We start from the raw sequence: 23415 nt of genomic DNA on the forward strand, positions 1-23415 counted from the left end.
ATTCACGGGATTCACGGGATTCACGGGATTCACGGGATCCATGGAACAAGCCTCGTGCCGAGGCGTGAACCGCGTCCCACGGAAAGAGGTTGTGCGGATGGCCAGTTCGTGCGCCGGGAGCCGTCCGGAGCCTGTCTATGATGTCGTGGCTCCGCACAGGGGAAGACCCAAGGCGTCCAGGGGGAGGGCAGCTTCGGTGGAGAGCATCATCGTCGTTCCGGGCGAGCCGGCGCGGCAGGACAGCAGGATCACGCTCGGCCCGGGGGACACCCTCGGCTTCGGGCGGGGCGAACAGCCGCCCGGCGGCCCCGGCACCGACGCGTGGCTGTCGATCCCGCACCCCAGTGTCTCGCGCACCGCGGGCGTGCTCACCGCCAGCAGCACCCACTGGTCGCTGAGCAACCTCAGCACCACCGCCACCTACGTCGTCGACAATCCCGAAGGCGCCGGTGAACACGTCAAGGTCGCGCCGGGGCGGCTCGGCGCGCCGATGCCGTTCGAGTTCTCCCGGGTGGTGCTGCCCAGCTCCGGCGGGCTGCTCGGCTTCGACGTCTGGGCCCCGCGCCACGACTACGCACAGGACCCGCAGGACGGCTCCGCGATCAGCGGCGAATCCACCGCCCTCGCCTTCCCGCTCGACCGCAGCAAGCGCTACTTCCTCGTGCTCGCCGCCCTCTGCGAGGACCGGCTGCGCGGCGAACCGCACGCCTCCGCGCCCACTGTCGCCCAGCTCACCGAGCGGCTGCGGAAGGTGTGGCCGCAGGCCACCCGCAGCGCCGTGCAGTGGAACATCGACTATCTGAGCGTGAAACTCCAACTGAGGCCAGGACCCGAGGACTCGGACCCGGCGCGCCGCCTTCACGGCAAGAAGGAGGCCCTGATGTCCTTGGCGCTCCGCTTCGATCTGGTGAGCGAGGACGACCTGGCGCTGCTGTCGGGACCGGCCTCCTCGTAACCAGGGGTGTCCGGCGCGACCCGCGGACGCCCCTCGACACCCCTGGATACCCACGGACACCCCTGGATACCACGGACACTCCGGGACATCCCCGGATACCCCCGGATACCCCCGGATACCCGATACCCCCGGATCCCCCCGGGACAACACTCCTGGACGCCCCGGACACCCCCCGGCCGCCCAGAATCCGCCCCGAGCAAGGAGGTTCACCATCACCGGCTCCCTGTCCGTGCCCGAGGGCTACCGCATCGGCCCCTGGACCGTCGGGCCCGCACTCGGCTCGGGTGCGTTCGGCGCCGTGCACGCCGCCGAACGCACCGCCGAGGACACCGCGCCGCTGCCCGGGAGCGGGGAACAGCCGCCGGCCCGCGCCGCGCTGAAGTTCCTGCCCACCGGCACCCGGACCCCGCGCCAGCTACGCCACCTGCGCGACCTCGCCGAACGCGAGGTCGAGGTGCTGCGCACGGTCCTCGAACCCCGCCTGATCCGGATGTACGACGTCCTCACCGTCGACGACCCGGACCGCCCCGAACTCGACGGCGCCACCGTCCTCGTACTGGAACAGGCAGCATCCAGCCTCGATGTACTGCTCGCCGAGAACACCCCACCGGCACACGGTCCGCAGCTGCTCGCCCAGGTCTGCGAAGGCCTCGGGCAACTGCACCGGGCCGGCTGGGTGCACGGCGACCTCAAGCCCGGCAACGTCCTGCTGATGCCCGACGGCACCGCCCGCCTCGCCGACTTCAACCTCGCGGCCGAACTCGACGGCACCCACGCCTACGCACCCGCCTTCGCGACCCCCGACTACACCCCGCCCGAACTCCTCTGGTCGCAGATCGGCGCACAGGGGCGGCAGATCCGCCCCAGCGCCGACATCTGGGCCTTCGGCGTCCTCGCGCACCTCGTGCTCACCGGCGGCCGCCACCCCTTCCCCGGGCTCACCCCCGACGCCCGCAGGGAGGCGGCCGTCCGCTACGCGCGCGGCAAGGAAGAGCTCTCGCTGTCCGCCGAACTCCCCCTCGTATGGCGGCAGATCATCGCCGACTGTCTCGCCCGTACGCACGAGGAGCGGGCCGGGCACGACGCCGCCTCGCTGCTCGCACGCGTCGAGGCGGCGGCCGCGCCCGAGGGTCGGGAAGCCAAGCGGTCGCGCCGACCCAGGGTGCTGCTCGCGGCCGGTGCGGTGGCGGTTGTCCTCGCCGTGGCGGCCGCGATCGGCTTTGCGTTCGATGGTGGCGGTGACCCGGACAAGATCGCGGGCGGCTACGACCGCTGTATCGCGGGCAGTGTCTGCTTCTTCACCGAACCGGCGGGCCAGGGCGAGATGTGCGCCTGGGTCGGTGACGACAATGCCTGGGCCACCGGCAAGGTGAAATGCAGCTGGGCCGAACGCAAGGGCGCCCGGTCCGTCTTCAACAACGGGATCGCCGACACCGCGGGGTTCGTCCACGTCCGCTACTTCGCCGACGAGGATCTTGAGGGCTTCATCGGCTGCATCCCCCGGGGTGAGCGGCAGGACTTCACGGAACCACTGCAGGCGCGCTCCCACACCTGGGCGAAGAAGTGCGAGGACCCGTCCCGCTGAACGGGTCCTCGCCTCACCGGGTCAGAAGGATCAGGGGTAGAAGCGCGGGCCGATCTTGCGGACCGGCTCGTTCGAGTTGCACTCGCCGCCCCACTTGGCAGTGCTGATTTTGGTTGCCTCGCCCGGGAAGTTGACGTATGAGCCGGAGGACGGCGAGGACGAGCCGGTGTTGTAGTGAAGGCAGCCCGTGACATTCGCGAACGAGCCGTCGGTGTAGTAGATGGTGCCGGTGTAGCGGATGTGGTCGGCGCCCGCGTACGCCTTGCCGTTGTTGAAAAGCGACTTGATCTGGTACCCGGTGCCCGTCCAACTGCCCGAGCTCTTCGAAACGATGGTCCGGCTCAGGTTGCTTCCGTTGTACGCGCAAACATAGCCGGACGGACAGTTGTTGACTGTGTAGTTGCCGGCCTGGGCAGAGCCCGGGACGGCCACGATCGCGGCGGCGGCTGCAGTGGTGGCGGCGACGGCCGACCAGGCGCGCAGGTGCTTTGCCATGGTGCTGGTTCCCCGAATTCCCTTGACGTCGCTGGACGTGATCGACGTTAGGCAAGGCGAGGGCCAGAAGGGTACTCGTATCCACTAGTACTCCGGATCTCGTTCCGGCGCCTATGGACTTGCCGCCCCCCACCGGTTAGGAAGCCCCATGGACATCTCGGCGACGCTGTACCTGACGGACGAGACCATCACCCCCGTACGTCTCGCGCGCGAGCTGGAGCAGCGCGGCTTCGCGGGTCTCTATCTGCCCGAGCACACCCACATCCCCGTGAGCCGCGCATCCGCCTACCCGGGCGGCGAGATGCCGCCGGAGTGCGGCCGCATGCTGAGCCCGTTCGTGGCGCTCGCGCAGGCCGCCGCCGTGACCTCGCGGCTCGCGCTCGGCACCAACATCACCCTCGTCGCCCAGCACGACCCCGTCGACCTCGCCAAACAGATCGCCAGCCTCGACCACTTGTGCGCGGGCCGCCTCACCCTCGGCATCGGCTACGGCTGGAACCGCGAGGAGGCCGCCGACCACGGCGTGCACTGGCCCACGCGCCGCGCGCTCGTACGGGACCGGATGGCGCTGATGCGGGCGCTGTGGAGCGAGCGGCCGACGGCGTACGAGGGGGAGTTCGGGAGCGTCGCCGCGAGCCAGGCCCATCCGAAGCCGCTGCGCCCCCCGCGCGCCCGCAGGTCGGGGCCGCCGCTCGTGGGGCCGCGGACCCTGATCGGAGGTGCGGCCGGGCCCCGGCTCTACGGGGAGATCGCGGACTTCGCGGACGGGTGGATGCCGGTCGGCGGCAGCGGCCTCGGCACGCACCTCCGGGAACTGCGCGGCGCGTGGGCGGAGGCCGGGCGGGCCCCCGAGGACCTGTATGTGGCGGTGACGGCGGTCGTGCCCGAGGCCGGGAAGCTCGCGCACTACGCGTCGTCGGGCGTCGACGAGGTGATCCTGCAGCTGCCGGCGGCGGGGGAGGACGAGGTCCTGAAGACCCTCGACGCCTTCGGGCGGTACGTATGAGCGAGGGCCGTCGGCGAACCGGCCCCTTCTCTGTGATCAACGGCTCCCGGCGCCCTGTCGGTGATCGCTCTTATGCTCGATCCATGACTGATCAGCAGCAGGCAGGCACGTCAGGCGCGGCGGGCACGTCAGGCGCGGCGGGTGCGGCAGACACGGCGGGCACCTCCGCGCCCACCGCGGGCCCCACCGCCAACGCCATGCGCCGCGCCCTGAAGCGGGCGCGCGACGGCGTGGCGCTCGACGCCGCCGAGGCGGCCGTGCTGCTGCAGGCGCGCGGCGCCGACCTGGCGGATCTCACCGCCTCGGCCGCGCGGGTACGGGACGCGGGCCTTCAGGCCGCGGGCAGGCCCGGGACCATCACGTACTCGAAGAGCGTCTTCATCCCGCTCACCCGCCTGTGCCGGGACAAATGCCACTACTGCACCTTCGTCACCGTCCCCGGCAAACTGCGCCGCGCCGGGCACGGGATGTTCATGTCCCCGGACGAGGTGCTCGACATCGCCCGCCGTGGCGCCGAACTCGGCTGCAAGGAAGCCCTGATCACCCTCGGCGACAAGCCGGAGGACCGCTGGCCCGAGGCCCGCGAATGGCTCGACGCGCACGGCTACGACGACACCATCGCGTACGTACGCGCCATCTCGATCCGCATCCTGGAGGAGACCGGCCTGCTGCCGCACCTCAACCCCGGGGTGCTCTCCTGGAAGGACTTCCAGCGGCTCAAGCCCGTCGCCCCCTCCATGGGCATGATGCTGGAGACGACCGCCGAGCGCCTGTGGTCCGAGCCCGGCGGCCCGCACCACGGCTCCCCGGACAAGGAACCGGCCGTACGACTCCGCGTCCTCGAGGACGCGGGCCGCTCCTCCGTCCCCTTCACCTCGGGCCTGCTCATCGGCATCGGCGAAACCTACGCCGAACGCGCCGAATCCCTCTTCGCGCTGCGCCGCATCGCCCGCGCCTACCACGGCATCCAGGAACTCATCATCCAGAACTTCCGCGCCAAACCGGACACGGCGATGCGCGGCATGCCGGACGCCGAACTCGACGAACTGGTCGCCACGGTCGCCGTCGCCCGCCACATCATGGGCCCGTCGGGCAACCTACAGGCACCGCCGAACCTGATCGCCGGCGAGTACGAGCGGCTCATCGAAGCCGGCATCGACGACTGGGGCGGCGTCTCCCCGCTCACGATCGACCACGTCAACCCGGAAAAGCCCTGGCCGCAGCTCGACGAACTCACCGAGCGCTCGGCCTCCGCCGGCTTCGAACTCCGCGAACGACTCTGCGTCTACCCGGAGTTCGTCACCCGAGGCGAACCCTGGCTCGACCCGCGCGTCCTGCCCCACGTCCGCGCCCTCGCCGACCCGGCCACCGGCCTCGCGATCCCCACCGCGCCCGTCGTCGGTCACCCCTGGCAGGAACCGGACGAGGGCTTCACCTCATCCGGCCGCACCGACCTGCACACCACCATCGACACGGAGGGCCGCACCGGCGACCGCCGAGAGGACTTCGACGAGGTCTACGGCGACTGGGAGGCGCTGCGCGAGGCGGCGGCCCCGGGCATGATCCCCTCCCGTATCGACTCCGACGTACGCGCGGCACTCTCCGTGGCCGCCGACGACCCGACCCGCCTCACCGACCCCGAAGCCCTCGCCCTCCTCCACGCGGACGGCCCCGCCCTCGACGCCCTCACCCGCATCGCCGACGACCTCCGCAAATCCGTCGTCGGCGACGAGGTCACCTACATCGTCACCCGCAACATCAACTTCACCAACGTCTGCTACACCGGCTGCCGCTTCTGCGCCTTCGCCCAGCGCCGCACCGACGCCGACGCCTACACCCTCTCCCTCGACCAGGTCGCCGACCGCGCCGCCCAGGCCTGGGACGTGGGCGCGGTCGAGGTCTGCATGCAGGGCGGCATCCACCCGGACCTCCCGGGCACGGCGTACTTCGACATCGCCCGCGCGGTGAAATCCCGCGTCCCCGGCATGCACGTCCACGCCTTCTCCCCGATGGAGGTCGTCAACGGCGCCTCCCGCACCGGCCTGTCCATCCGCGAATGGCTGACAGCCGCTCGCGAAGCGGGCCTCGACTCCATCCCGGGAACGGCCGCCGAAATCCTCGACGACGAGGTCCGCTGGATCCTCACCAAGGGCAAACTCCCCACGGCCACCTGGATCGAGGTCGTCAAAACCGCCCACTCCCTGGGCATCCGCTCCTCCTCCACCATGATGTACGGCCACGTCGACCAGCCCCGCCACTGGCTCGGCCACCTTCGCACCCTGGCCGCCATCCAGCAGGACGCACTCTCGAACAACCTCGGCGGCTTCACGGAGTTCGTCACCCTCCCCTTCATCCACACCAACGCCCCCGTCTACCTCGCGGGCATCGCCCGCCCGGGCCCGACGGACCGCGACAACCGCGCGGTCACCGCCATGGCCCGCCTCCTCCTCCACCCGTACATCCCCAACATCCAGACCAGCTGGGTGAAACTCGGCACGGAGGGCGCCGCGGAAATGCTCCGCTCGGGCGCGAACGACCTGGGCGGCACCCTGATGGAGGAAACCATCTCCCGCATGGCGGGCTCCTCCTACGGCTCCTACCGCTCCATCAAGGACCTCACCGCCATCGCCGACGCGGCAGGCCGCCCGTCCCGTCCGCGCACGACGCTGTACGGGGAGGTCCCGGAGGAGCGGGTCCGGGCGGCGCGGGCCTCGGACGGGCATCTGCCGGAACTGCTGCCGGTGGTGGACTGAGGGTGACTTCCCGCAAGAGTCTGGTCCTCGTAGTCCAGTGCGGTCGCGTCAGATAGGGGAGCGGGTGCTGCTTGGAGTCTGGGTGCTGCGTTTCCTCGCGGCCGTTGCCGTGGGCATGGTTCCGCCGTTCCTGCTCGTGCGCGTTGTGACGGCGGTCTTCGAAGCGCAGTCAGAAGGTGAACCGCAGGTTCTCGACTGGTGGCCCGTACTGGGGGAGGCAGCGTTGTGGAGCACCGCCGACGTCGGCCTTCTCCTCGGCGCGCTCTTCATACTGAGGCTGGTGTTTCCCGACTTGATGTTCCATCGGTCGGGGAGGTGGCTCCTGGTGCTGGGTGCCTCGGCCGTGGCCGGTCTTGCCTGCGGTGTCCTCTACTCCTCCGTCTCCTCAGGGGGAGTGGGCGTTGTGGCGTTGATGTACTGCCTGTTCTCCTTCACCGCGCTGCTGTCGTCGGGCTTCGTCGCGCCCGCGCTCCTGACGCCGGACGTCGGCCGTGGGGACCAAGATCGAGGCCAGTGAGCTCCTTCGGGCCTCACCTCTGCGTTGGTTGCGACTGTGTGCTGATCCGGGAGGTGAATGCGGTCCAAGCCGCCGGGGACGTGTGGAGTGTCGGGCCGTTGGTCTGCTTGGAGCCGCGGACTGTCACCGTGCTGGGGATGTTGCTGGCGACTTCGACGCATTCCTGGTGCGTGTCGCTGCTGCTGCAGCTGGACTTGGGGAACTTGAACTCGGCCACTACCTACATGTCGTTGCCGGGTGGTTGCCGATGGCCGAGGCCCGGGCGTAGTCCGGTGTCTGGAGCAGACCGGGGATGAGCGCGGCCTGCCAGGGCCGTGCGGCTCGTCCCGGAATGGGATTATCGCGAACTCACGGCCGACGTCGAGTTACTGGTGAGCGAGTTCGCCGGGACTCGCCCCCTCCGAACCCGCGCCCAAGCCGCGCGGACCAGCGCTCCGGCGGCGAATATTCCAGTTGAGGTGTCAGTGATCGTTGTTAGCCTCCTCCTGCTCACCAGGTCGGTGAGCACATCAAAGGGAGGGGTTTCTGTGGACGGACAGAGGACGCGAAGATCAGGCATGCTCCTGGGAGGCCTGGCCCTCGCGGTGGTACTCGGGACGCCGGGGGTGGCTGTCGCGGCGGAGAGCCAGCCACCGCTGCAGCCGGCGGTGGCAGATCTGGCCACCAGTTCCAAGGCGTGCACATCGGGGGATGCGCGCCCGTACCTCGACCATGTGCCGCGGGTATCCGCGAAGCTGTACGCCGCGGACGAGTCCGACCTGGTGTCCGCCGAGTTCGAGGCCTGGTGGAAGGACAGCGAGGGAGTCGAGCAGCGGCGCTCCCTGACCACGGGGGCCAAGACCTCCGGATCGCCGTTCAGCTGGCAGCTCCCCTCCGATGCTCCCGCGGACACGGTCGTCTCGTGGCGGGTTCGGGCCAACGACGGAGAGGCCGTCTCGCTTTGGAGCGACGAGGGCTCCGGCAAGGTCTGCCAGTACATCTATGACGACGCCAGCCCACTGCCGCCCGAGGTCCGGTCGGACGACTACCCCAATGACGACACGTGGACGGAAGGTGTCGGTGACTACGGTACGTTCACCGCGGACTCGGCGTCCGACGACGCCGTGGCCTACGCGATCTCGTTCAACGGCGGTACGAACCGCATCGTGCGTCCCGAGCAGCCGGGAGGTCCGGTTTCCGTCAGATTCCTCCCGGTGAGCTCCGGGCTGAACTGGGTCGAGGTCCAAACACAGGACCGGGCGGGGCGGCGAAGCTCCCCGACCAACTACCAATTCCGGGTCAGTTCCGGCCGTGAGCCGGTCGCCCGCTGGAATCTGGCCGATGCGGCGGGCTCGTCCACCGCAGAGGCGGTCAGCGGCCCCGAGGCCCGGGTGGACAAGGGTGTCACTTTCGGTGCCCCCGGACTTGAGGGCACGGAGCTCACCTCGTCCGCGTCCTTCTCGGGCAGTACCCATGGGTTCATCACGCCGGATGCAGACATCGTCGACACGACCGGGACCTTCGCGGTGAGCGCCTGGGTGCGGCCGAGCCGTACCGACCAGGCGATGACCGTGGCATCCCAGGACGCCGCGAAGGGCGACGCCAGCGCCTTCACGCTGGGACTGCGGGCGGGCTCGGAGAAGCCCGTCTGGTCCTTCGACTTCGGTGGCGCGCGGGTGACCGGCGGGACGCCGGAGACCGGGAAATGGGCCCATGTGATGGGTCTGTACGACGCCGAGACCGGCCTTGCCCGGCTCTACGTGAACGGCAAGGCGGCAGGTGACGGCGCCAAGGCCGAAGCGGCTGGGAGCGACGGGGACTTCCAGATCGGGCGGGTCCGGCGCAGTACCGGCTACCGCGACCGCTGGCATGGTGAGATCGGCAACGTGCGCGTTCACGACCGTGTGGTCGTGCCTTCCGAGGTGCAAGAGTTCGCCAAGCGCAAGCCCGTCGAGCGCGGCCACTGGAAGCTGGAGAGCGCGACGGACGGCAGCAGCCCGGAGCTGCACGGGGGCCAGGCGCTGAACTTGGGCGAGGGCGCCTCCGTCTACCGCCAGCCGACGGCCGGGTGCATCCCGGAGCTCGACCCCGACTGCCCGCAGATGAAGGAACCGCTCGAAGGTGAAGGCTTCCTCGCACTCGACGGTGAGTCGGCTTATGCGGCGACGAGCGGTCCGGTGGTCGACACCGACGCCAGCTTCACCGTGAGCGCCGTGGTGCGTCTCGCCGACACCGTCCCCGGCCACCCGATGACGGTGCTCTCGCAGGGCGGTGAGCATGGGGACGCCTTCAAGGTGCGCTACGACCCGGCTACCGAGCGCTGGGAGCTCGTCATGACGGCGGCCGATGAGCCGGGTGCGCAGGAGACCGTCGTCGGGCAGTACGCGTACCCCGACGGCGGCTGGGGCTGGGGCCACGAGGTGACCGTGGTCTACGACGACGCTGCCGGCAAGGTGACCCTCTACGTCGACGGCCAGCTGGATCAGGGCGCGTCCGCCACCTTCCGGACCTCCTGGCGGAGCTCAGGCCCCCTGCAGATCGGCCGCGGCAAGACCGCCGACGGCTGGGGCGAGTACCTGCACGGATCCGTGGACGAGGTGCGCGTCTTCTCCGGCGTCGTCGACGAGAACCGGATCGGCACCCTGCGCTGGGGCATGGAGCTCCCCCGGTGACCGTCGCGTAACGGCAGGCCGGGCGGATCCGGCCGCCAGGGCGGCGCGCCCCTGCGGCGCGCCGCCCTCAGCCGTGACCGCGTACGAGGGAGTCCGGCCTGGCGCGCACCTGCCGGAGCCGCTGCCGGTCCCGGACTGACGAACCGCGCGTCACCGCCCGTTACGGTCCGCTACCGTGGAGACGGCAGAACGTGAACCGTGGAGGCGGCGTGTCATCGAGCGGAGTCGAAGCATCCGGATTCAACCTGCCCGAGAAGCTGACCTGGGAGGAACTCCAGGAGCTTCCCGACGAAGTCGCCGAGGGCATCGAGCTGTGGCAGGGCAGGCCCGTGTGGAACAGGCGCGGCCCGAGTGAGCACCAGCGCTTCGCCAGGCGGCTGTGCAACGGGCTCGAGGCCGACGCCCGTAGAGCCATGCGGGAGGGAAGCGACAGCGAGCGGCGGCTGTGCTGGCAGGTCGAGGTGGAGACCAACGTCTTTTTCAAGCCTGACAAGAGCAGCTTCCTCACTCCCGACTTCCTGGTCTACCGCTGTCTGCCGCGCGGGTCCGACATCTTCACCGAGGACACCGTCCTCGTGGGCGAAGTGCTCTCCCGCTCGGACACCCCCGGGCGCAGGCAGTGGAAGATGGACCGCTACGCGGAGGCCGGGATCCCCTGGTACTGGGAGATCGAGCTCGACTCCGGCAAGACCTGGGACATCACGCGCGTGCTGGCGTATGAGTTGGTCACCATCGACCAGTCCGGGCTCGCCGTCAAGCCGCTGCGGCCCGTGATGTACGCGGCTGTCGGTGAGTGGGAGCCGGGCATCAGCATCGAGTTCCCCGAGCCCTTCGGCATCAGCGTCACCTGGGAGGACCTGGCGTTCTGAGAGCGCGTTCGCCGACACGCTCCGAGTCCGAGCCCGTGCCGGGGGCCCGCCCCCGTTCGCCGAGCTGAAGGCGCCGATACCCGCGGTGCCCGAGGCCTGATTCTCGTGCGAGTGGTCGATTACAGTGCTGGCGACGGCGGGGGAAGGCGCGCGAGGGGGAGTGTGCGGTGAGGGCCGGGACGCCCGTGTGGGGACGGGCCGAGCAGCAGGATTTTCGGAGCCGGGTGCGGGGGACGCTGCTCGGGGGTGCGTTGGGGGATGCGCTCGGGGCACCGGTGGCCGGGATGGCACTCGGTGAGGTGCGGCAGGTGTACGGGGCCGAGGGGCTCGTCGATCTCGTTCCCGCGTACGGGCGGCGTGGGGCCGTCACGGCCGGGACGCAGCTGACCTTGTTCACCGTCGACGGGCTCATACGCGCCCAGGTGCGCCGCGACACCGGGGCCTGGCATCCGCCGAGTGATGTGCACCGGGCGTATCTGCGGTGGGCCGCCACGCAGAGGGAGTGGGGGCCCGACGAGCGGCGCAAGGACGACGGGTGGCTGGCGCGCAAGGAGTGGCTGTACGCGCGGCGGGATCCGGACCGGGCGCTGCTCACGGGGTTCGGGGACGAGCGGCTCGGGACGATCGAGCAGCCGAAGAATCCGGGCGAGCGCGGGCCTGCGGCCGCGGCCCGGTCTGCGCCGTTCGGGCTGCTCGTGGGATGGGAGCCGCAGCTCGTCATGCAGTTGGCGGTGGAGTGTGCGGTGCAGTCGCACGGGCATCCCGGGGCGTATCTGAGTGCGGGCGCGTTCGCTGTGCTCGTGCATGCGCTCGCGTGTGGGGAGGCGCCGGACGCCGCGGTGCAGCGGGCGCTCGGGCTGCTCGCCGGGCGGCCCGGGCACGAGCCCGTGAGCGAGGCGCTCCAGCAGGCGGCCGGTGCGGTGCGGCAGGGGCCCGCGGGCGATGTGCGGGTGGACGCGCTGGCCGGGGCGCGTACGGCGGAGGCGGCGCTCGGTGCGGCCGTGTACTGCGCGCTGGCCTGCGAGGACATACGGCACGGGCTGCGCCTCGCCGTGAACCACGGCGGTGACTCGGCGGCCGTGGGCGCCCTGACCGGTGCGCTGCTCGGCGCGATGCACGGCGAGACGGCGCTGCCACCGGCGTGGGTGGCCGAGCTGGAGGGTCGGGCGACGCTCCTTGAACTCGCCGATGACTTCGCGATGGAGATGACGCAGGGCGCGGCCCTGCACGGGCCGGGGGTTTCGGCGCCGGGGTGGCTGGCGCGGTATCCGAGGGTCTGAGCCGACCGCCGGGAGCCGCCCGCTACCCGGGGTGGGTCTGAGCCGACCGCCGCGAGCTGCCCGCTACTCGGGGTGGGGCTGAGCCGACCGCCGCGAGCCGCCCGCTACCCGGGGTGGGGGCTGAGCCGACCGCACGCGAGCGCCCCCGCTCAGCGCATGATTTCCCCGGCGTTCACAAGGAGTTGCTGTCCCGTGATCGCCCGTGCCCGGTCCGAGGCCAGGAAGGTGCACGCGTCCGCCACGTCGCCGTCCGTCGCCAGGTCGGGGAGGGCCATCCGGGACGTGAGGCGCTCCTTGACCTCGTCCTCCGGCGCGCCTTCGGTGTCCGCCGTGAACCGGACCCACGCTTCCACCGGCGGCCCCCACATCCAGCCGGGCAGCACGGTGTTGACCCGGATCCGGTCGGGGCCGACCTCGCGGGCCAGCGAGTACATCGCCGAGGTCAGCGCGCCCTTGGAGGCCGCGTATGCCGCCTGCTTCACCTGCGAGGGCGCGGCGATCGCCGACTGGGTGCCGACGAAGACGACCGCGCCGCCGCGCTCCTTGAGCGCCGGGAGGCAGGCGCGCGTCATACGGAGCGTGCCGAGCAGGTTGGTGTCGATGACGCCCTTCCACGTCTCGAAGTCCGCGTCCTGCAGTCCGCCGAAGTAGCTGTCCCAGGCGGCCACATGGATCACACCGTCGAGCCGTCCGAAGCGCCGCACCGCGAGCGCGGCGAGGGACTCGCACTGCCGCTCGTCGGTGATGTCGGTGGCCTGGTACGCGGTGTGCTCGCCGTCCGGGTCGATCTCGGCGGCCGCCTTCGCGAGGTTCGCCTCGGTGCGCGCCCCGAGCACGGCGTTCCCGCCGTCGCGCACCACGGCGGCGGCCACCTGCTGGCCGAGCCCGGCGCCGACCCCGGAGACGAGCACGGTCCTGTCCTGCAGCAGCACGGCGACCTCCGGTGGGGTGCGGGGCTCTGGTGCATTTACTGACGGGGCGTCAGAGTAGGGGCGTTCGGCGGAGGACGGAAGAGGAAGGAAGGTGGGCGTCATGGGTGAGCAGACCCGCAGCGAGGTCTACGCGGAGCTGGCCTCGGTCGGCCCGTACGGGGTGCATCCCGGGCACGCGCTGATCACGATGGTGGAGCCGCACGCGGGCCACGAGTTCGCGTACAACCGCTGGTACGAGGACGACCACTACTACGCCGGTGCGATGGCGATGCCCTGGATGTACGCGGGGCGGCGCTGGGTGGCGACCCGCGATCTGCAGCTCCTTCGCTACCCGGAGAAGTCCGCGGTCGCCCAGCCCGTCACCGCCGGCTGCTACATCTCCACGTACTGGGTCACCGAGGGCCGCTACGACGACCACATGAAGTGGACCGTCGGCATCAACAAGCGGCTCAACCGCGACGGCCGCGTCTACCAGGACCGTACGCACGTCTTCACCTCGTTCCAGGACCACGAGGCGAGCGTCTACCGGGACGGAGCCGCGGGCCCGCGCGACTACCACGCGCTCGACCACCCGTACCAGGGCCTCGTCGTCGAGGTGATCGACGCCGAAGGGCCCGGGCAGCGGGCCGAGTTGCTGGAGTGGCTGCGCGCGAAGCACCTGCCGCGCAAGCTCGCGGGCTCGCCCGCCGCCATGGTGATCATCTTCCGCCCGACCCCGCTGCCCGGTGACAAGATGACGTACGTGAAGCAGGTCGAGGGCGTCGACACCCGCCTCACGCTGCTCTGGTTCCTCGGCGCGGACCCTCGCGAGCACTGGGCGGAGCACTTCGCGCGCCGTGACGAGGAGGTCGCCGAGTCGGGGCTGGGGCGGGTGGAGCTGGTGGCGCCGTTCATCCCGACGCTTCCGGGGACGGATACGTACGTGGATCAACTGCGCTGAGGCGGGGGAGTGCACATGGGCATGGCCGAGCCCCCTCGGCCAGGTCGGCGTAAACCGGTCGAGAGGGCTCTTCAGATGGTGCCTGTGGCGCCCGGGGCGCCTGTGAACTTGTCGTGCGTCATGTCCGGACTCAACCGAGGTGGTACGCCCCCCGGTTGACCTGGCCGACGAACGCGGTCCAGGTGTCGGGACCGAACGCGATGGCGGGCCCTTCGGGAACCTTGGAGTCACGTACCGCGACTTCGCGCAGGACGGGGGACCTGACTTCGATGCATGCGCCGTTTCCGGTGGAATACGAAGACTTGGTCCACGTATTCGTGGCGCCTTGCTGGATTGCCATGTTCGCTCCGCTTTGTGCTGGTGATGAGTGCTGGTGTCACCGTCCCAGGCCCCTCGGGCCGATGACGGTTGGTGTCGATCGGGTCAGGTGGTCATTGATCTGATCGACGTGATCGACGCTACTCGCCGGCATCGCAATATGGCTCGGCCGTTCACTCGACCGGATGGGATATTCAAGCTGGGTCTTCCCGTGCGACGAGGCGAGGGTGTACCTTGCCGTCGCCTTCCCGCCCTGGTCGGTTCCATGCGGTCCGCGGAGGTATTGCGCACCCATCATCCGGGAGCCGTCAGCGGGCGTATTCCTTGGCGATCCCCGTGATGAACTGCCGGGTTTGGTCCGCATTCAGCGCCTGTGCCCGAAGATGTTCGTACATCATCGTGTACTTGTGGACGTCGTTCGCTTTCTCCAGATAGAGATCGCTGGTGACGCCTTCGATGTAGACCACGCTGGAATCCGCGGCATCCGGGAATTCCAGAATCGCGTACTGCCCGTTCACGCCGGGGTGCGCTCCCATGTCGAAAGGGATCACCTGGACCGTCACATGGGGCAGTTTGGACAGGTCCACGAGATGTTCCAGCTGCTCGATCATCAGCTGCTTGTTGCCGACGACCCGCCGCAGGGCCGCCTCGTCGAGGACCGTCCACAGCCGCAGCGGGTTCTCCGGGGCCTGGATGCGCTCCTGGCGGCGCATCCGGACCTGGACGCGCTTGTCGATGTCGCTCTGCGGCGTCTCCGGGAGCGCGCCGGTGACCAGCGCCTCCGCGTAGCCGCGCGTCTGCAGCAGGCCGGGCACCACCTGCGGGTCGTACGCCCTGAGCGAGGCCGCGTCGGTCTCCAGCCCGATGTACACCGAGTACGGGATGTCGCCGAAGGCATGCCACCAGCCCTGCTGGCGGCTGTCCTTGGCCATCTGCATCAGCGAGTCGACGATCCGGACGTCCTCGACCTCGTAGACGCCGCACAGATCGCGGACATCGCGCTGACTGATCGACCTGCGGCCGTTCTCCAGGCGGGAGATCTTCGACTGCGAGACGAGCAGGCGCTCGGCGACCTCCTCGGCCGTCATGCCCTTGAGCTCGCGCAGACGGCGCAGCTCCTGGCCCAGGCGGCGGCGCCTGACTGTGGGATTGACGTTGGACGCCACGGGATGTGCCACCTCTCCGGCAAGCGGTCTGTTGCTGGTCAGCTGGTTCGCTAGTTAGCGAGATTGCCACCAACGGCACGTGCCGCGCTGGAAAACGTGTCATCTGCAGGGGGTCCGGGCCCGCGGCAACCAGGCCCCACGCGAACGCGCGGGGCGGCGCCCGGCGACTGCCGGCCAACCACCCCGCGCGAAGGCGGGAAACCCGGTCGCCAGGGCCTGTCGGCCCTAGTGCGCGACCACGCGGGCCATCGAGCCGCGGCGCGGCTGCGTGGGCACCCGGCCGCCGTCCGTCGTGCCCGCCCTGACCTGCGGCCGGCCGCCCGCGGGGGACCGGCGCGGTTGCGCCGCCACTCCGTTCTGCACGTCCATCACGGCATGCGCCACGAGGCCGCCCATCGGGTCGTGCCGGATCAGATCGCGGAGCCGGGAGCGCGATGAACGCCCCTCGTTCCCCGGATACAGGTGCTTGCCGAGACCGACCGCGTGGGCCAGCGCGGCGAGCGCCGCGGTCCGCGGGTCCGGTGGTACGCCGGTGCGGATCGCCGAGTCGAGTCGTGCCCTGATCTCGCGGCTGATCGCCGTCTCCGTCGCCTGGTAGCGAGTCGTCGGCAGCACCCCGCACATCTGGCCCTCCACGGCTTGCACCATGCCGCAGCGTTCGAGATGTGAGAGGTACGTCTGGCGCAGCCCCAGCCGGGGCCCGCCGATCCAGTGCACCGCACGGACCGGAGCGCCACGCCTTCGCAGCAGCTCCAGTGCGCAGTCCAGTGTCGGATCTCCTGTCGGCCGTGCTGTCACCACGGCGATACGATCCCCGTCTGGGGCTATCCGTCCGGCCAGCGCCAGCTCTACTAGCTGTGCACCTGCCAGACCTAGGTCGAGCGACTGCGGCTGCGCTGTGGTACCCGTGGCCGGGTCCAGAGCGAGCAGCAGAAGCTCCTCCGGAATGGTTCTGCGGCTCCTGCCCATCCATGCCTCCCCGCGTGGATGTCTGACAGGGTGACCCCTCTCACATTCATCTGTCGAGAGTGCGTGGGGGCTTTGTGCGGGAACCAGTAGGTATGTCGTTCTCGTCTAGCCAGGGGGCCAACCCCGCAGACGGGGACACTGGTACATGGTTCGGACACCGCCGTACGTGCGGCGGGATGCCCTCGTGGGCAGTCGAAGCGGTGATGGGTACGGGTCGTTCACGCTGAACGGGCCGTACGGGCGGTATGGATCGTTCAGGTCGTAGCTAGGAGGCATCGGTGGCGGGCGAGACCCCGGACAGGGCGCAGCGGCGGGACTCTTCGGGGTCGAACGGTCCGGCGGCGCCGGAACCTTCGACGGCGACGGGGGCCGGGGCGGCGCGCGCCGTGGATCCGCGCCTGGCCGTCTCCCGCGAGGCCCCGCCGGAGACGGCCCCGGAACCGACGGCCACGCCCGCCCAGGAGGACGAGCCGGGGATCGACCAGGCGACCGCGGTCTTCTCGACCGCCGGGTTGGTGCGGTCCGACGAGGAGGCCGCCGCGGGCGGTTCGTCCGGTGGTGGGGAGGGCTCGTCCGGTAGCGCGGGCGGTTCGTCCGGTGGTGGTGAGAACTCGTCCGGCGACGGCGAGGGCTCGTCCGGTGCCGATGACGGTGCGGATGATGCCCGGCTGCGGGCTGCTGTGGCGGCTTGGGTTGCCGGGGAGGAGGGGGAGGGGGCTGAAGTCGGGGCGGAGCCCGAGGTGACGGTCTCCGCGGCGGAGCCCGAGGCTGACGTTGAGCCCGAGCCCGAGCCCGAGCCCGGGCCGGAGTCTGAGCCCGTGACCGAGCCGGAGTCCGCGACCGAGCCGGAGCCCGGGACCGAGCCCGAGCCGGAGGCCGGTTCTTCGCCTGAACCCGGTACGGGGTCTGCGGCGGATGCCGGTGAAGACAAGGGTGGGGCGGCCGAGGGGGCCGAGTCCACGGGAGCGGCGTCGAAGGGCGCCGAGTCCGGGGATGCCGTCGAGGCTGAAGACGAGCCGGCCGTCGATCAGGCCACCGCCGTGTTCAAGGCCGTCCCGCCTTCCGTCGACCAGCCGACGTCGACCTTCCGGACCGTACGCCCGGACGCCTCGTCCGACACCTCCGACGCATCCGCACAGCCGTCGGGTGCGAAGTCCGATGCGCAGCCGGATGTGCAGTCGGATGTGAGGTCGGATGCGAAATCCGATGCGAAATCCGATGCGCGCCCGGACGCGAAGAAGGACGATCCGGCGGACGTAGGCGCAAAGCCATCCGCTGCAGACGCAAAGCGCGAGCCCGTGACTGCCAAGCCCGAGCCCACGCCCCGCGCCGAGCCCACGCCCCCCGCCGAGCGCACCAGCAAGTTCGTCCCGCTCAAGTCGCTCGACGAACCTGCCCGTAAGCCGGAACGTTCCGGGACCCAGCCCCGCACCAGCGGCTGGCCCCAGGTCGGAACCGGAGCCGGAACCGGAGCCGGAGCGGCAACCGGCGCCGCATCCACATCCGCGCCCACCCCCACCCCCGCAAACGCCGGCCCCGAGCGCACCGCCCAGCAGCCGCTGCCCCCCAAGGCCCCGCTCGACCTGCTCGCCGAGCTGACGAACCGGCCGCCGCCACCGGAGACCCCGCTGCGTACGGTCGGGCGGCGGGTCAAGATCTGGACACCCCTGGTGCTCCTTCTCGCGATCGTCTTTGCGGTAGCACAGTATCTGCGCCCGCTCCCGACCCCCACCCTGAGCCTCACCGCCCCGGAGACCGTGAGCTTCGAGGGCGACGAGCCGCAGATCCCGTGGCCCGACCAGGGGCAGGCCGCCCTCGACGTCGAGGGCATCGGCAGCTTCGGCACGTACGGCGAGCAGAAGCCGGTGCCGATCGCCTCGGTCGCGAAGGTCATGACGGCGTACGTGATCCTCAAGGAGCACCCGCTCAAGGGCAAGGACAAGGGCCCGATGATCACCGTCGACCAGGAGGCCGAGGACCACTACATCTCCGGCAGCAAGGAGCTGGAGTCCGTCGTCGACGTCAAGGCGGGTGAGAAGCTCAGCGAGTACGAGGCGATCCAGTCGATCATGCTGCCGTCCGCGAACAACGTGGCGAAGCTGCTCGCGCGCTGGGACGCCGGGGACGAGAAGGCGTTCGTGCAGAAGATGAACGACACCGCCGCGGACCTCGGCATGAAGAACACCACGTACACGGACCCGAGCGGCCTGGACAAGACGACCGTCTCCACGGCCGAGGACCTGGTGAAGCTGGGCCGGGCCGCGATGGAGATCCCGGTGTTCAAGAAGATCGCCGGCCAGGGCTCGTACAAGCCGAGCAACGGCCGCGGCGACCCCAACCGGGGCGACGGCTCGCTCTGGTACAACTTCAACGGCCTCGTCCCGACCGTCTCGATCGGCATCAAGACCGGTACGTCCACGGCCGCCGGCGCCAACCTCCTCTTCGCCTCGACGCAGACCGTCGACGGCGAGGAGCAGATGGTGATCGGCGCGGCACTCGGGCAGTTCGCCAAGCACACGGGCTCGAACATCGACGAGGTGTACGCCAACAGCCGCAAGCTGATGGACGCCGCGGAAGAGGCCCTCACGTCGAAGACGATCGTGCAGAAGGGCGATGTCGTCGGCCAGGTGGACGACGGCCTCGGCGGCACGACGAACCTCGTCGCCACCGAGGACGTCAAGGCCGTCGGCTGGCCGGGCCTCACCGTCCGCCTCGACCTGCGCGCGACGGACGGCGAGGAGCTGCCGCACACGGCGGCGGCCGGAACGGAGCTCGGCATCCTCACCGTCGGCGACGGCAAGGCGGAAGCCGTGACCGTCCCGGTCGCCCTCGACTCCGCCCTGGCGGAGCCGACCCTCGGTACGAAGCTGACCCGCCTGCTCTGAGCTCGCCTGCCCTGAGCTCGCCTGCCCTGACCCGGCAGGGCTGCTGCATCAGCCCTGCCGGGTCAGCCCTGCCGGGTAAGGGCTGCCAGGTCAGGGGCCGACGGGGTACGCGATGTCGCAGGCCTCGTCGTCCGGGCCCAGGCCCTCCCAGTTCGCGAAGTACACCTCGCGGCACGGGCCGGTGATCGTCAGGCCCTGCTCCTCGACCCACCGCTCCACCGCCTCGTAGGCCGCCAGGATCTGCGGATACGCCACCTGCGCCTTGGTGACGCGGGTGTACGCGAGGCGGTGGGCCGGTTCGGTGCGGGCGGTGATCGCCGGTCCCTGCCGTCCGGCCCAGGCCCGCGCCGCCGCCGTGTCCGCGACCGGGACGCAGCTCTCCGCGGGTCCGTCGCTCTCCTGCGTGACCTCGGAGTGGTACGCGACGAACGGCGCCGCGACCACACCTCCGCACTCCTGGGCCGCCTTCTCCAGACGGCCGAGCGACTCCCCGATGAACGCGGGCAGTTCGGGCGCGAGCACGTGCCGGCTCTCGCCGAGCACGGTCCGCTCCGGTACCTCCACCGTGTGGATCTCGAACTTCTCGTACATCTCGTGCCTCCTGCCTGACAGCCGTCCACGGAGGAAGTGCACCAGCGTCCGCTGGGCGGCGAAGCGCTCCTCGACGTCCGCCCAGTACATCTCGACGGCCTCCGCGGCGCGGGCGTCGTCGAGCGTGAGGATCTCCTTGACCGTCGCGAGCGGCATGTCGAGCTGGCGGAGCAGCGCGACCAGGCGGGCCCGCTCGATCTGCGCGGTCCGGTAGAAGCGGTAGCCGCTGTCCGGGTCGACGCGGGCGGGCGAGAGCAGGCCGAGCCGGTCGTACAGCCTGAGCGCCTTCGCCGACAGGCGGGACCGGGACGCGAACGCCCCGATCGTCAGCCACTCCTCGTCACGCCCACCGTCACGCCCGCCAGCACGCCTACCCACACGCTTGCCGTCATGCTCATCGGCACGCGTACCGTCCTGCTCGTCGTCGTGGTCCGTCATGGGCACCATCCTCATGGGCACCAGCCTCCGTGCACCGGGAGGCCTTCCTCCCGGTGCACGCAACCTTGTGCTTTTCCCCAGGGACAAGGTCAAGCGCGCAGGCGTTGGCCTGAGGTCACCGCATGAGCGCCACCGGAACGCCGTCGGCGAGTTCGAGGCGGGTTCCCTCGAACCGTTCCCGCATCCGCCGGTCATGGGTGACCACGACCAGCGCGCCCTCGTAGGAGTCCAGTGCCTCCTCCAGTTCCTCCACGAGTGCGGGGGAGAGGTGGTTCGTCGGCTCGTCGAGCAGGAGCAGGTCGACCTCCTCCGTGACGAGCCGGGCCAGTTCGATACGGCGGCGCTGGCCGTACGAGAGCTCGCCGACCCGCAGTTTCAGATCGGCGGACCTGAACAGGCCCAGGGACAGGAACAGTTCGCGGTGCTCGTCGACCGTCCCCGGCCTGCCGTACGCGAACGCGCGCAGCACGGGCCAGGCGGCGGGCCACGGCGTCTGCGCCTGGCGCAGATGCCCGACCCGGCCGCGCACGCGTACGGTCCCGGTCCCGGTCCCGGTCCCGGTCCCGGTCCCGGGTTCGAGCTCCCCGGCGAGGAGCGCGAGCAGGGTGCTCTTGCCCGCCCCATTCGGACCGGTGACGAGCAGACGCTCGGACGGGCCGATCCGCAGCGAGGGCAGATCGAGCCGGCCGGGCAGGTGCACTCCGGTGAGCTCGGCCGCGAACGCGTCGCCGCCGCCGCTGCCGATCACGTGATCCCGCTGCATCCCGCTCTCCGGGGCCCGCCGGATCTCGCCGCCGAACCGCAGGGGGGCCGGCGGCAGCTGAGCCGGGTCCGCGGTGAGGCGCGCCACCCGCTCCTTCGCGTTGCGGATCCGCACCATCGCCCCGTGCCCACGCCCGCGCGCCCGGAACGAGCCGTGTCCGAAGACCGCGAGCGGCACCTTGCGCGGGATGGCGTCGAGGTGTGCCACGTTGGACTCGGCGAGTCTGCGGGCGCGGGCGAGATCGTCGCGCCACTGTTCGTACTCCTGGATACGGCGCCGGCGTTCGGCGGCCTTCGCCGTGACATAGCCGCGGTAGCCGTCGCCGTAGCGCGTCACCCCGGCCTCGTCGACCTCGAGGATCGTGCTGGTGAGGTTCTCCAGGAACACCCGGTCGTGGGTGACCGCGACGACCGTGCCGCGCCTGCGGCGCAGGTGGTCCTCCAGCCAGCCGATGGCCCGGTCGTCGAGGTCGTTGGTGGGTTCGTCGAGCAGCAGGAGCTCCGGTTCGGCGGCCAGGGTCGAGGCGAGCGCGAGCCGGGAGCGTTCGCCGCCGGACAGCGTGCCGAGGCGGCGGCCGCGGTCGAGTCCGGGCAGGCCCAGACCGTGCAGCGCGATGTCGACGCGGGCGTCCGCCTGGTAGCCGTCGCGGGCTTCGAAGCGGGCGAGGGTGTCCGCGTGCGACGTGAGTGCGGTGTCGAGATCGGGGCCGCGGAGCGTTTCCATGGCTTCCTCGGCGGACCTCAACTCCCGTTCCATCGCCCGGATATCGGCGAGCACGACATTGATCGCGTCACGCACCGTCGCCTCCGGTGGCAGCTCCAGGCTCTGTGCCAGATAGCCGGTGCCGCCGGGTGCGGTGACGGTCACCTCGCCCGTGGTGGGGGCGAGTTCACCGGCGAGCAGCTTGAGGAGGGTGGACTTGCCCGAGCCGTTGTCGCCGATGATGCCGACCTTCTCGCCGGGCTTGACGGTGAAGCTGAGGTCGTCGAGGACGGGCTCGGCGCCGGTCTCGTAGCGCTTGGTGACTTCGTGAACGGAGAGCTGGCCGGTTGGCGCACGCATAGGTGGGCCCCCTTCGGTCGGGACGGGCGGGATGACGGCACGGCGCGCCGGCCGCGGAGCGAGGCTCTACGCGGCGGCGTCGGCGGTGATCACAGGGAACCCATGCCTGCGAAGGTACGGCATCGCGAGCGGTTTGACAAGACGGATCGTCTCGTCTCGCTTCGCGCGTCAGCGGGACCTCGCGCCCGCGGGCCCTCTCGCCCTTGTGCCCCCGCGCCCGCCCGTCACCGCCCGCCCGTCACCGCCCGCCCGTCACCAGCTGATCCCCGCCGCCACCGGGAGATGGTCGCTGCCCGTGGCCGGAAGCAGCCAGGAGCTCTTCGGCTGCACGCCCTTCACCAGGATCTGGTCGATGCGGGCAACCGGGAAGGACTTCGGCCAGGAGAAGCCGAAGCCGGCGCCCGCCTGCTCCTGCGCCGAGGTGTAGTGGGAGGTGATGCCGTCGAACGCGCGGTCGTCCGTCGTGCCGTTGAAGTCGCCGAGCACGACCACGTGCTCGCTCTTCTCGGCGGCGAGCACCTCGGTGAGCGCGGCGGCGTTACGGTCACGGCTATCGGTCCGGAAACCGCCTCGCGGCATGAGGCGTACGGACCCCAGGTGCGTCACGTACACCGTGAGTGGACCCTGGTCCGTGGCCACCGTGGCGCGCAGCGCCCGGTTGCCGGGCAACTTCTCCTCGGCCGGCTTGGCGGCCCCCAGCGGACCGGCGTCCTGCGCGATGTCGACCGTCCTCGCGTCCGAGAGCGGCAGCTTGCTCCATACGCCGACCGTGCCGAGGACCGTGTGGTGCGGGTACGTCTCCGTCAGCTCCTTCTCGTACGTGGCGAGGGCCTGCGGGGTGATCTCCTGCAGCGCCAGTACGTCCGCGCCGGAAGCGGCCAGCGCGCGGGCCGTGCCGACCGGGTCGGGGTTCTCGGCGGCGACGTTGTGGCTGACCAGGGTGAGGTCGGCGCCGGACTGCTGCTTGTCGGCGAGCAGACCGCCGAAGAGGCTCAGCCACGCCACGACGGGAAGCAGCAGCGCGAGAAGCGCGGTGGCCGAGCGGCGCCACAGCGCACCGGCGAGGAGCACCGGGACGAGGACGCCGAGCCACGGCAGCAGGGACTCGACCAGGCTGCCGAGACCGCCGGCATCCGGGACCTGCGCGTGCAGCAGCAGGACCAGACCGAGCAGCAGCGCCAGCGCGGTGAGCACGGGGCCGCGCTTCCAGGCGACGGGGGCGGCGAAGGCTCGGACCGTC

Annotated in this window: 20 protein-coding genes; 10 read left to right on the forward strand and 10 right to left on the reverse strand. The window is 70.8% G+C overall.

Going from position 1 to position 23415, the window contains the following annotated elements; translation table 11 throughout:
* Nucleotides 1-196 precede the first annotated feature (196 nt).
* Nucleotides 197-955, forward strand: a complete 759-nt coding sequence (locus tag ACLF6P_RS11985) for an FHA domain-containing protein (RefSeq protein ID WP_415950067.1) — start codon at nt 197-199, stop codon at nt 953-955.
* 229 nt (nt 956-1184) lie between these two features.
* Nucleotides 1185-2540, forward strand: a complete 1356-nt coding sequence (locus tag ACLF6P_RS11990; protein ID WP_415950068.1) for a protein kinase domain-containing protein — start codon at nt 1185-1187, stop codon at nt 2538-2540.
* Between the two features lie 30 nt (nt 2541-2570).
* Here the strand turns inward: ACLF6P_RS11990 and ACLF6P_RS11995 are convergent, their stop codons facing one another.
* The gene (locus ACLF6P_RS11995; protein WP_415950069.1) at nt 2571-3035 is read right to left on the reverse strand and encodes a hypothetical protein; all 465 of its coding nucleotides are present in this window, start codon (nt 3033-3035) and stop codon (nt 2571-2573) included.
* Between the two features lie 148 nt (nt 3036-3183).
* Here ACLF6P_RS11995 and ACLF6P_RS12000 point away from each other — a divergent pair, with 148 nt between their 5' ends.
* The 3 genes from ACLF6P_RS12000 (at nt 3184) to ACLF6P_RS12010 (ending at nt 7311) form a co-directional block, all read left to right on the forward strand.
* Nucleotides 3184-4041: a TIGR03619 family F420-dependent LLM class oxidoreductase gene (locus ACLF6P_RS12000; protein ID WP_415950070.1), complete on the forward strand. Its 858-nt coding sequence runs from the start codon at nt 3184-3186 to the stop codon at nt 4039-4041.
* 83 nt (nt 4042-4124) lie between these two features.
* Nucleotides 4125-6794 carry a bifunctional FO biosynthesis protein CofGH gene (locus ACLF6P_RS12005; RefSeq protein WP_415950071.1) on the forward strand — a complete coding sequence of 890 codons (2670 nt, stop codon included), beginning with the start codon at nt 4125-4127 and terminating at the stop codon, nt 6792-6794.
* 82 nt (nt 6795-6876) lie between these two features.
* Complete coding sequence (locus ACLF6P_RS12010) at nt 6877-7311, forward strand: hypothetical protein (RefSeq protein WP_415950072.1); 435 nt, start codon at nt 6877-6879, stop codon at nt 7309-7311.
* A gap of 13 nt (nt 7312-7324) precedes the next feature.
* Here ACLF6P_RS12010 and ACLF6P_RS12015 read toward each other — a convergent pair whose 3' ends face one another.
* On the reverse strand, nt 7325-7528 hold the full coding sequence (locus ACLF6P_RS12015; RefSeq protein ID WP_415950073.1) for a DUF397 domain-containing protein: 204 nt from the start codon (nt 7526-7528) through the stop codon (nt 7325-7327).
* Entirely contained in the window at nt 7528-7644 is a 117-nt protein-coding gene (locus ACLF6P_RS12020; RefSeq protein ID WP_415950187.1) for a Scr1 family TA system antitoxin-like transcriptional regulator, read from the reverse strand. Before ACLF6P_RS12020 ends, ACLF6P_RS12015 begins: the two co-directional genes overlap by 1 nt.
* A 224-nt stretch (nt 7645-7868) precedes the next feature.
* Here ACLF6P_RS12020 and ACLF6P_RS12025 point away from each other — a divergent pair, with 224 nt between their 5' ends.
* The 3 genes from ACLF6P_RS12025 (at nt 7869) to ACLF6P_RS12035 (ending at nt 12111) form a co-directional block, all read left to right on the forward strand.
* On the forward strand, nt 7869-9962 hold the full coding sequence (locus ACLF6P_RS12025) for a LamG domain-containing protein (RefSeq protein WP_415950074.1): 2094 nt from the start codon (nt 7869-7871) through the stop codon (nt 9960-9962).
* Nucleotides 9963-10171: 209 nt separating this feature from the next.
* Nucleotides 10172-10831, forward strand: a complete 660-nt coding sequence (locus tag ACLF6P_RS12030; RefSeq protein WP_415950075.1) for a Uma2 family endonuclease — start codon at nt 10172-10174, stop codon at nt 10829-10831.
* Between the two features lie 167 nt (nt 10832-10998).
* The gene (locus tag ACLF6P_RS12035) at nt 10999-12111 is read left to right on the forward strand and encodes an ADP-ribosylglycohydrolase family protein (RefSeq protein ID WP_415950076.1); all 1113 of its coding nucleotides are present in this window, start codon (nt 10999-11001) and stop codon (nt 12109-12111) included.
* 149 nt (nt 12112-12260) lie between these two features.
* On the opposite strand, the gene ACLF6P_RS12040 is transcribed toward ACLF6P_RS12035, so the two are convergent.
* The gene (locus ACLF6P_RS12040) at nt 12261-13043 is read right to left on the reverse strand and encodes an SDR family oxidoreductase (protein WP_415950077.1); all 783 of its coding nucleotides are present in this window, start codon (nt 13041-13043) and stop codon (nt 12261-12263) included.
* 100 nt (nt 13044-13143) lie between these two features.
* Between ACLF6P_RS12040 and ACLF6P_RS12045 the strand changes: the two genes are divergently transcribed.
* Entirely contained in the window at nt 13144-13983 is an 840-nt protein-coding gene (locus ACLF6P_RS12045) for a hypothetical protein (RefSeq protein WP_415950078.1), read from the forward strand.
* A gap of 130 nt (nt 13984-14113) precedes the next feature.
* Here ACLF6P_RS12045 and ACLF6P_RS12050 read toward each other — a convergent pair whose 3' ends face one another.
* The 3 genes from ACLF6P_RS12050 to ACLF6P_RS12060 all read right to left on the reverse strand — a co-directional run bounded on the left by ACLF6P_RS12050 (nt 14114) and on the right by ACLF6P_RS12060 (nt 16436).
* Complete coding sequence (locus ACLF6P_RS12050; RefSeq protein ID WP_415950079.1) at nt 14114-14323, reverse strand: DUF397 domain-containing protein; 210 nt, start codon at nt 14321-14323, stop codon at nt 14114-14116.
* A gap of 286 nt (nt 14324-14609) precedes the next feature.
* Nucleotides 14610-15467, reverse strand: coding sequence for a helix-turn-helix domain-containing protein (locus tag ACLF6P_RS12055; protein WP_415950081.1), 858 nt, complete (start codon nt 15465-15467; stop codon nt 14610-14612).
* Nucleotides 15468-15692: 225 nt separating this feature from the next.
* A complete protein-coding gene (locus tag ACLF6P_RS12060; protein WP_415950082.1) occupies nt 15693-16436 on the reverse strand; it encodes a GOLPH3/VPS74 family protein in 744 nt (247 codons plus the stop codon).
* Between the two features lie 278 nt (nt 16437-16714).
* Between ACLF6P_RS12060 and ACLF6P_RS12065 the strand changes: the two genes are divergently transcribed.
* Nucleotides 16715-19321 (forward strand): D-alanyl-D-alanine carboxypeptidase, encoded by a 2607-nt coding sequence (locus tag ACLF6P_RS12065; RefSeq protein ID WP_415950084.1) that lies wholly within the window; start codon nt 16715-16717, stop codon nt 19319-19321.
* Nucleotides 19322-19411: 90 nt separating this feature from the next.
* Here the strand turns inward: ACLF6P_RS12065 and ACLF6P_RS12070 are convergent, their stop codons facing one another.
* From ACLF6P_RS12070 to ACLF6P_RS12080, 3 genes are all read right to left on the reverse strand, one after another.
* Nucleotides 19412-20350, reverse strand: a complete 939-nt coding sequence (locus ACLF6P_RS12070) for a MerR family transcriptional regulator (RefSeq protein ID WP_415950086.1) — start codon at nt 20348-20350, stop codon at nt 19412-19414.
* 115 nt (nt 20351-20465) lie between these two features.
* Nucleotides 20466-22175 carry a TlrC/CarA/OleB/SrmB family ABC-F type ribosomal protection protein gene (locus tag ACLF6P_RS12075; protein WP_415950088.1) on the reverse strand — a complete coding sequence of 570 codons (1710 nt, stop codon included), beginning with the start codon at nt 22173-22175 and terminating at the stop codon, nt 20466-20468.
* Nucleotides 22176-22427: 252 nt separating this feature from the next.
* Nucleotides 22428-23369 (reverse strand): endonuclease/exonuclease/phosphatase family protein, encoded by a 942-nt coding sequence (locus tag ACLF6P_RS12080; RefSeq protein ID WP_415950189.1) that lies wholly within the window; start codon nt 23367-23369, stop codon nt 22428-22430.
* Between the last annotated feature and the right edge of the window lie 46 nt (nt 23370-23415).

Source organism: Streptomyces lothianensis, from assembly GCF_047779955.1.
In the GTDB taxonomy this organism is placed as follows: domain Bacteria; phylum Actinomycetota; class Actinomycetes; order Streptomycetales; family Streptomycetaceae; genus Streptomyces.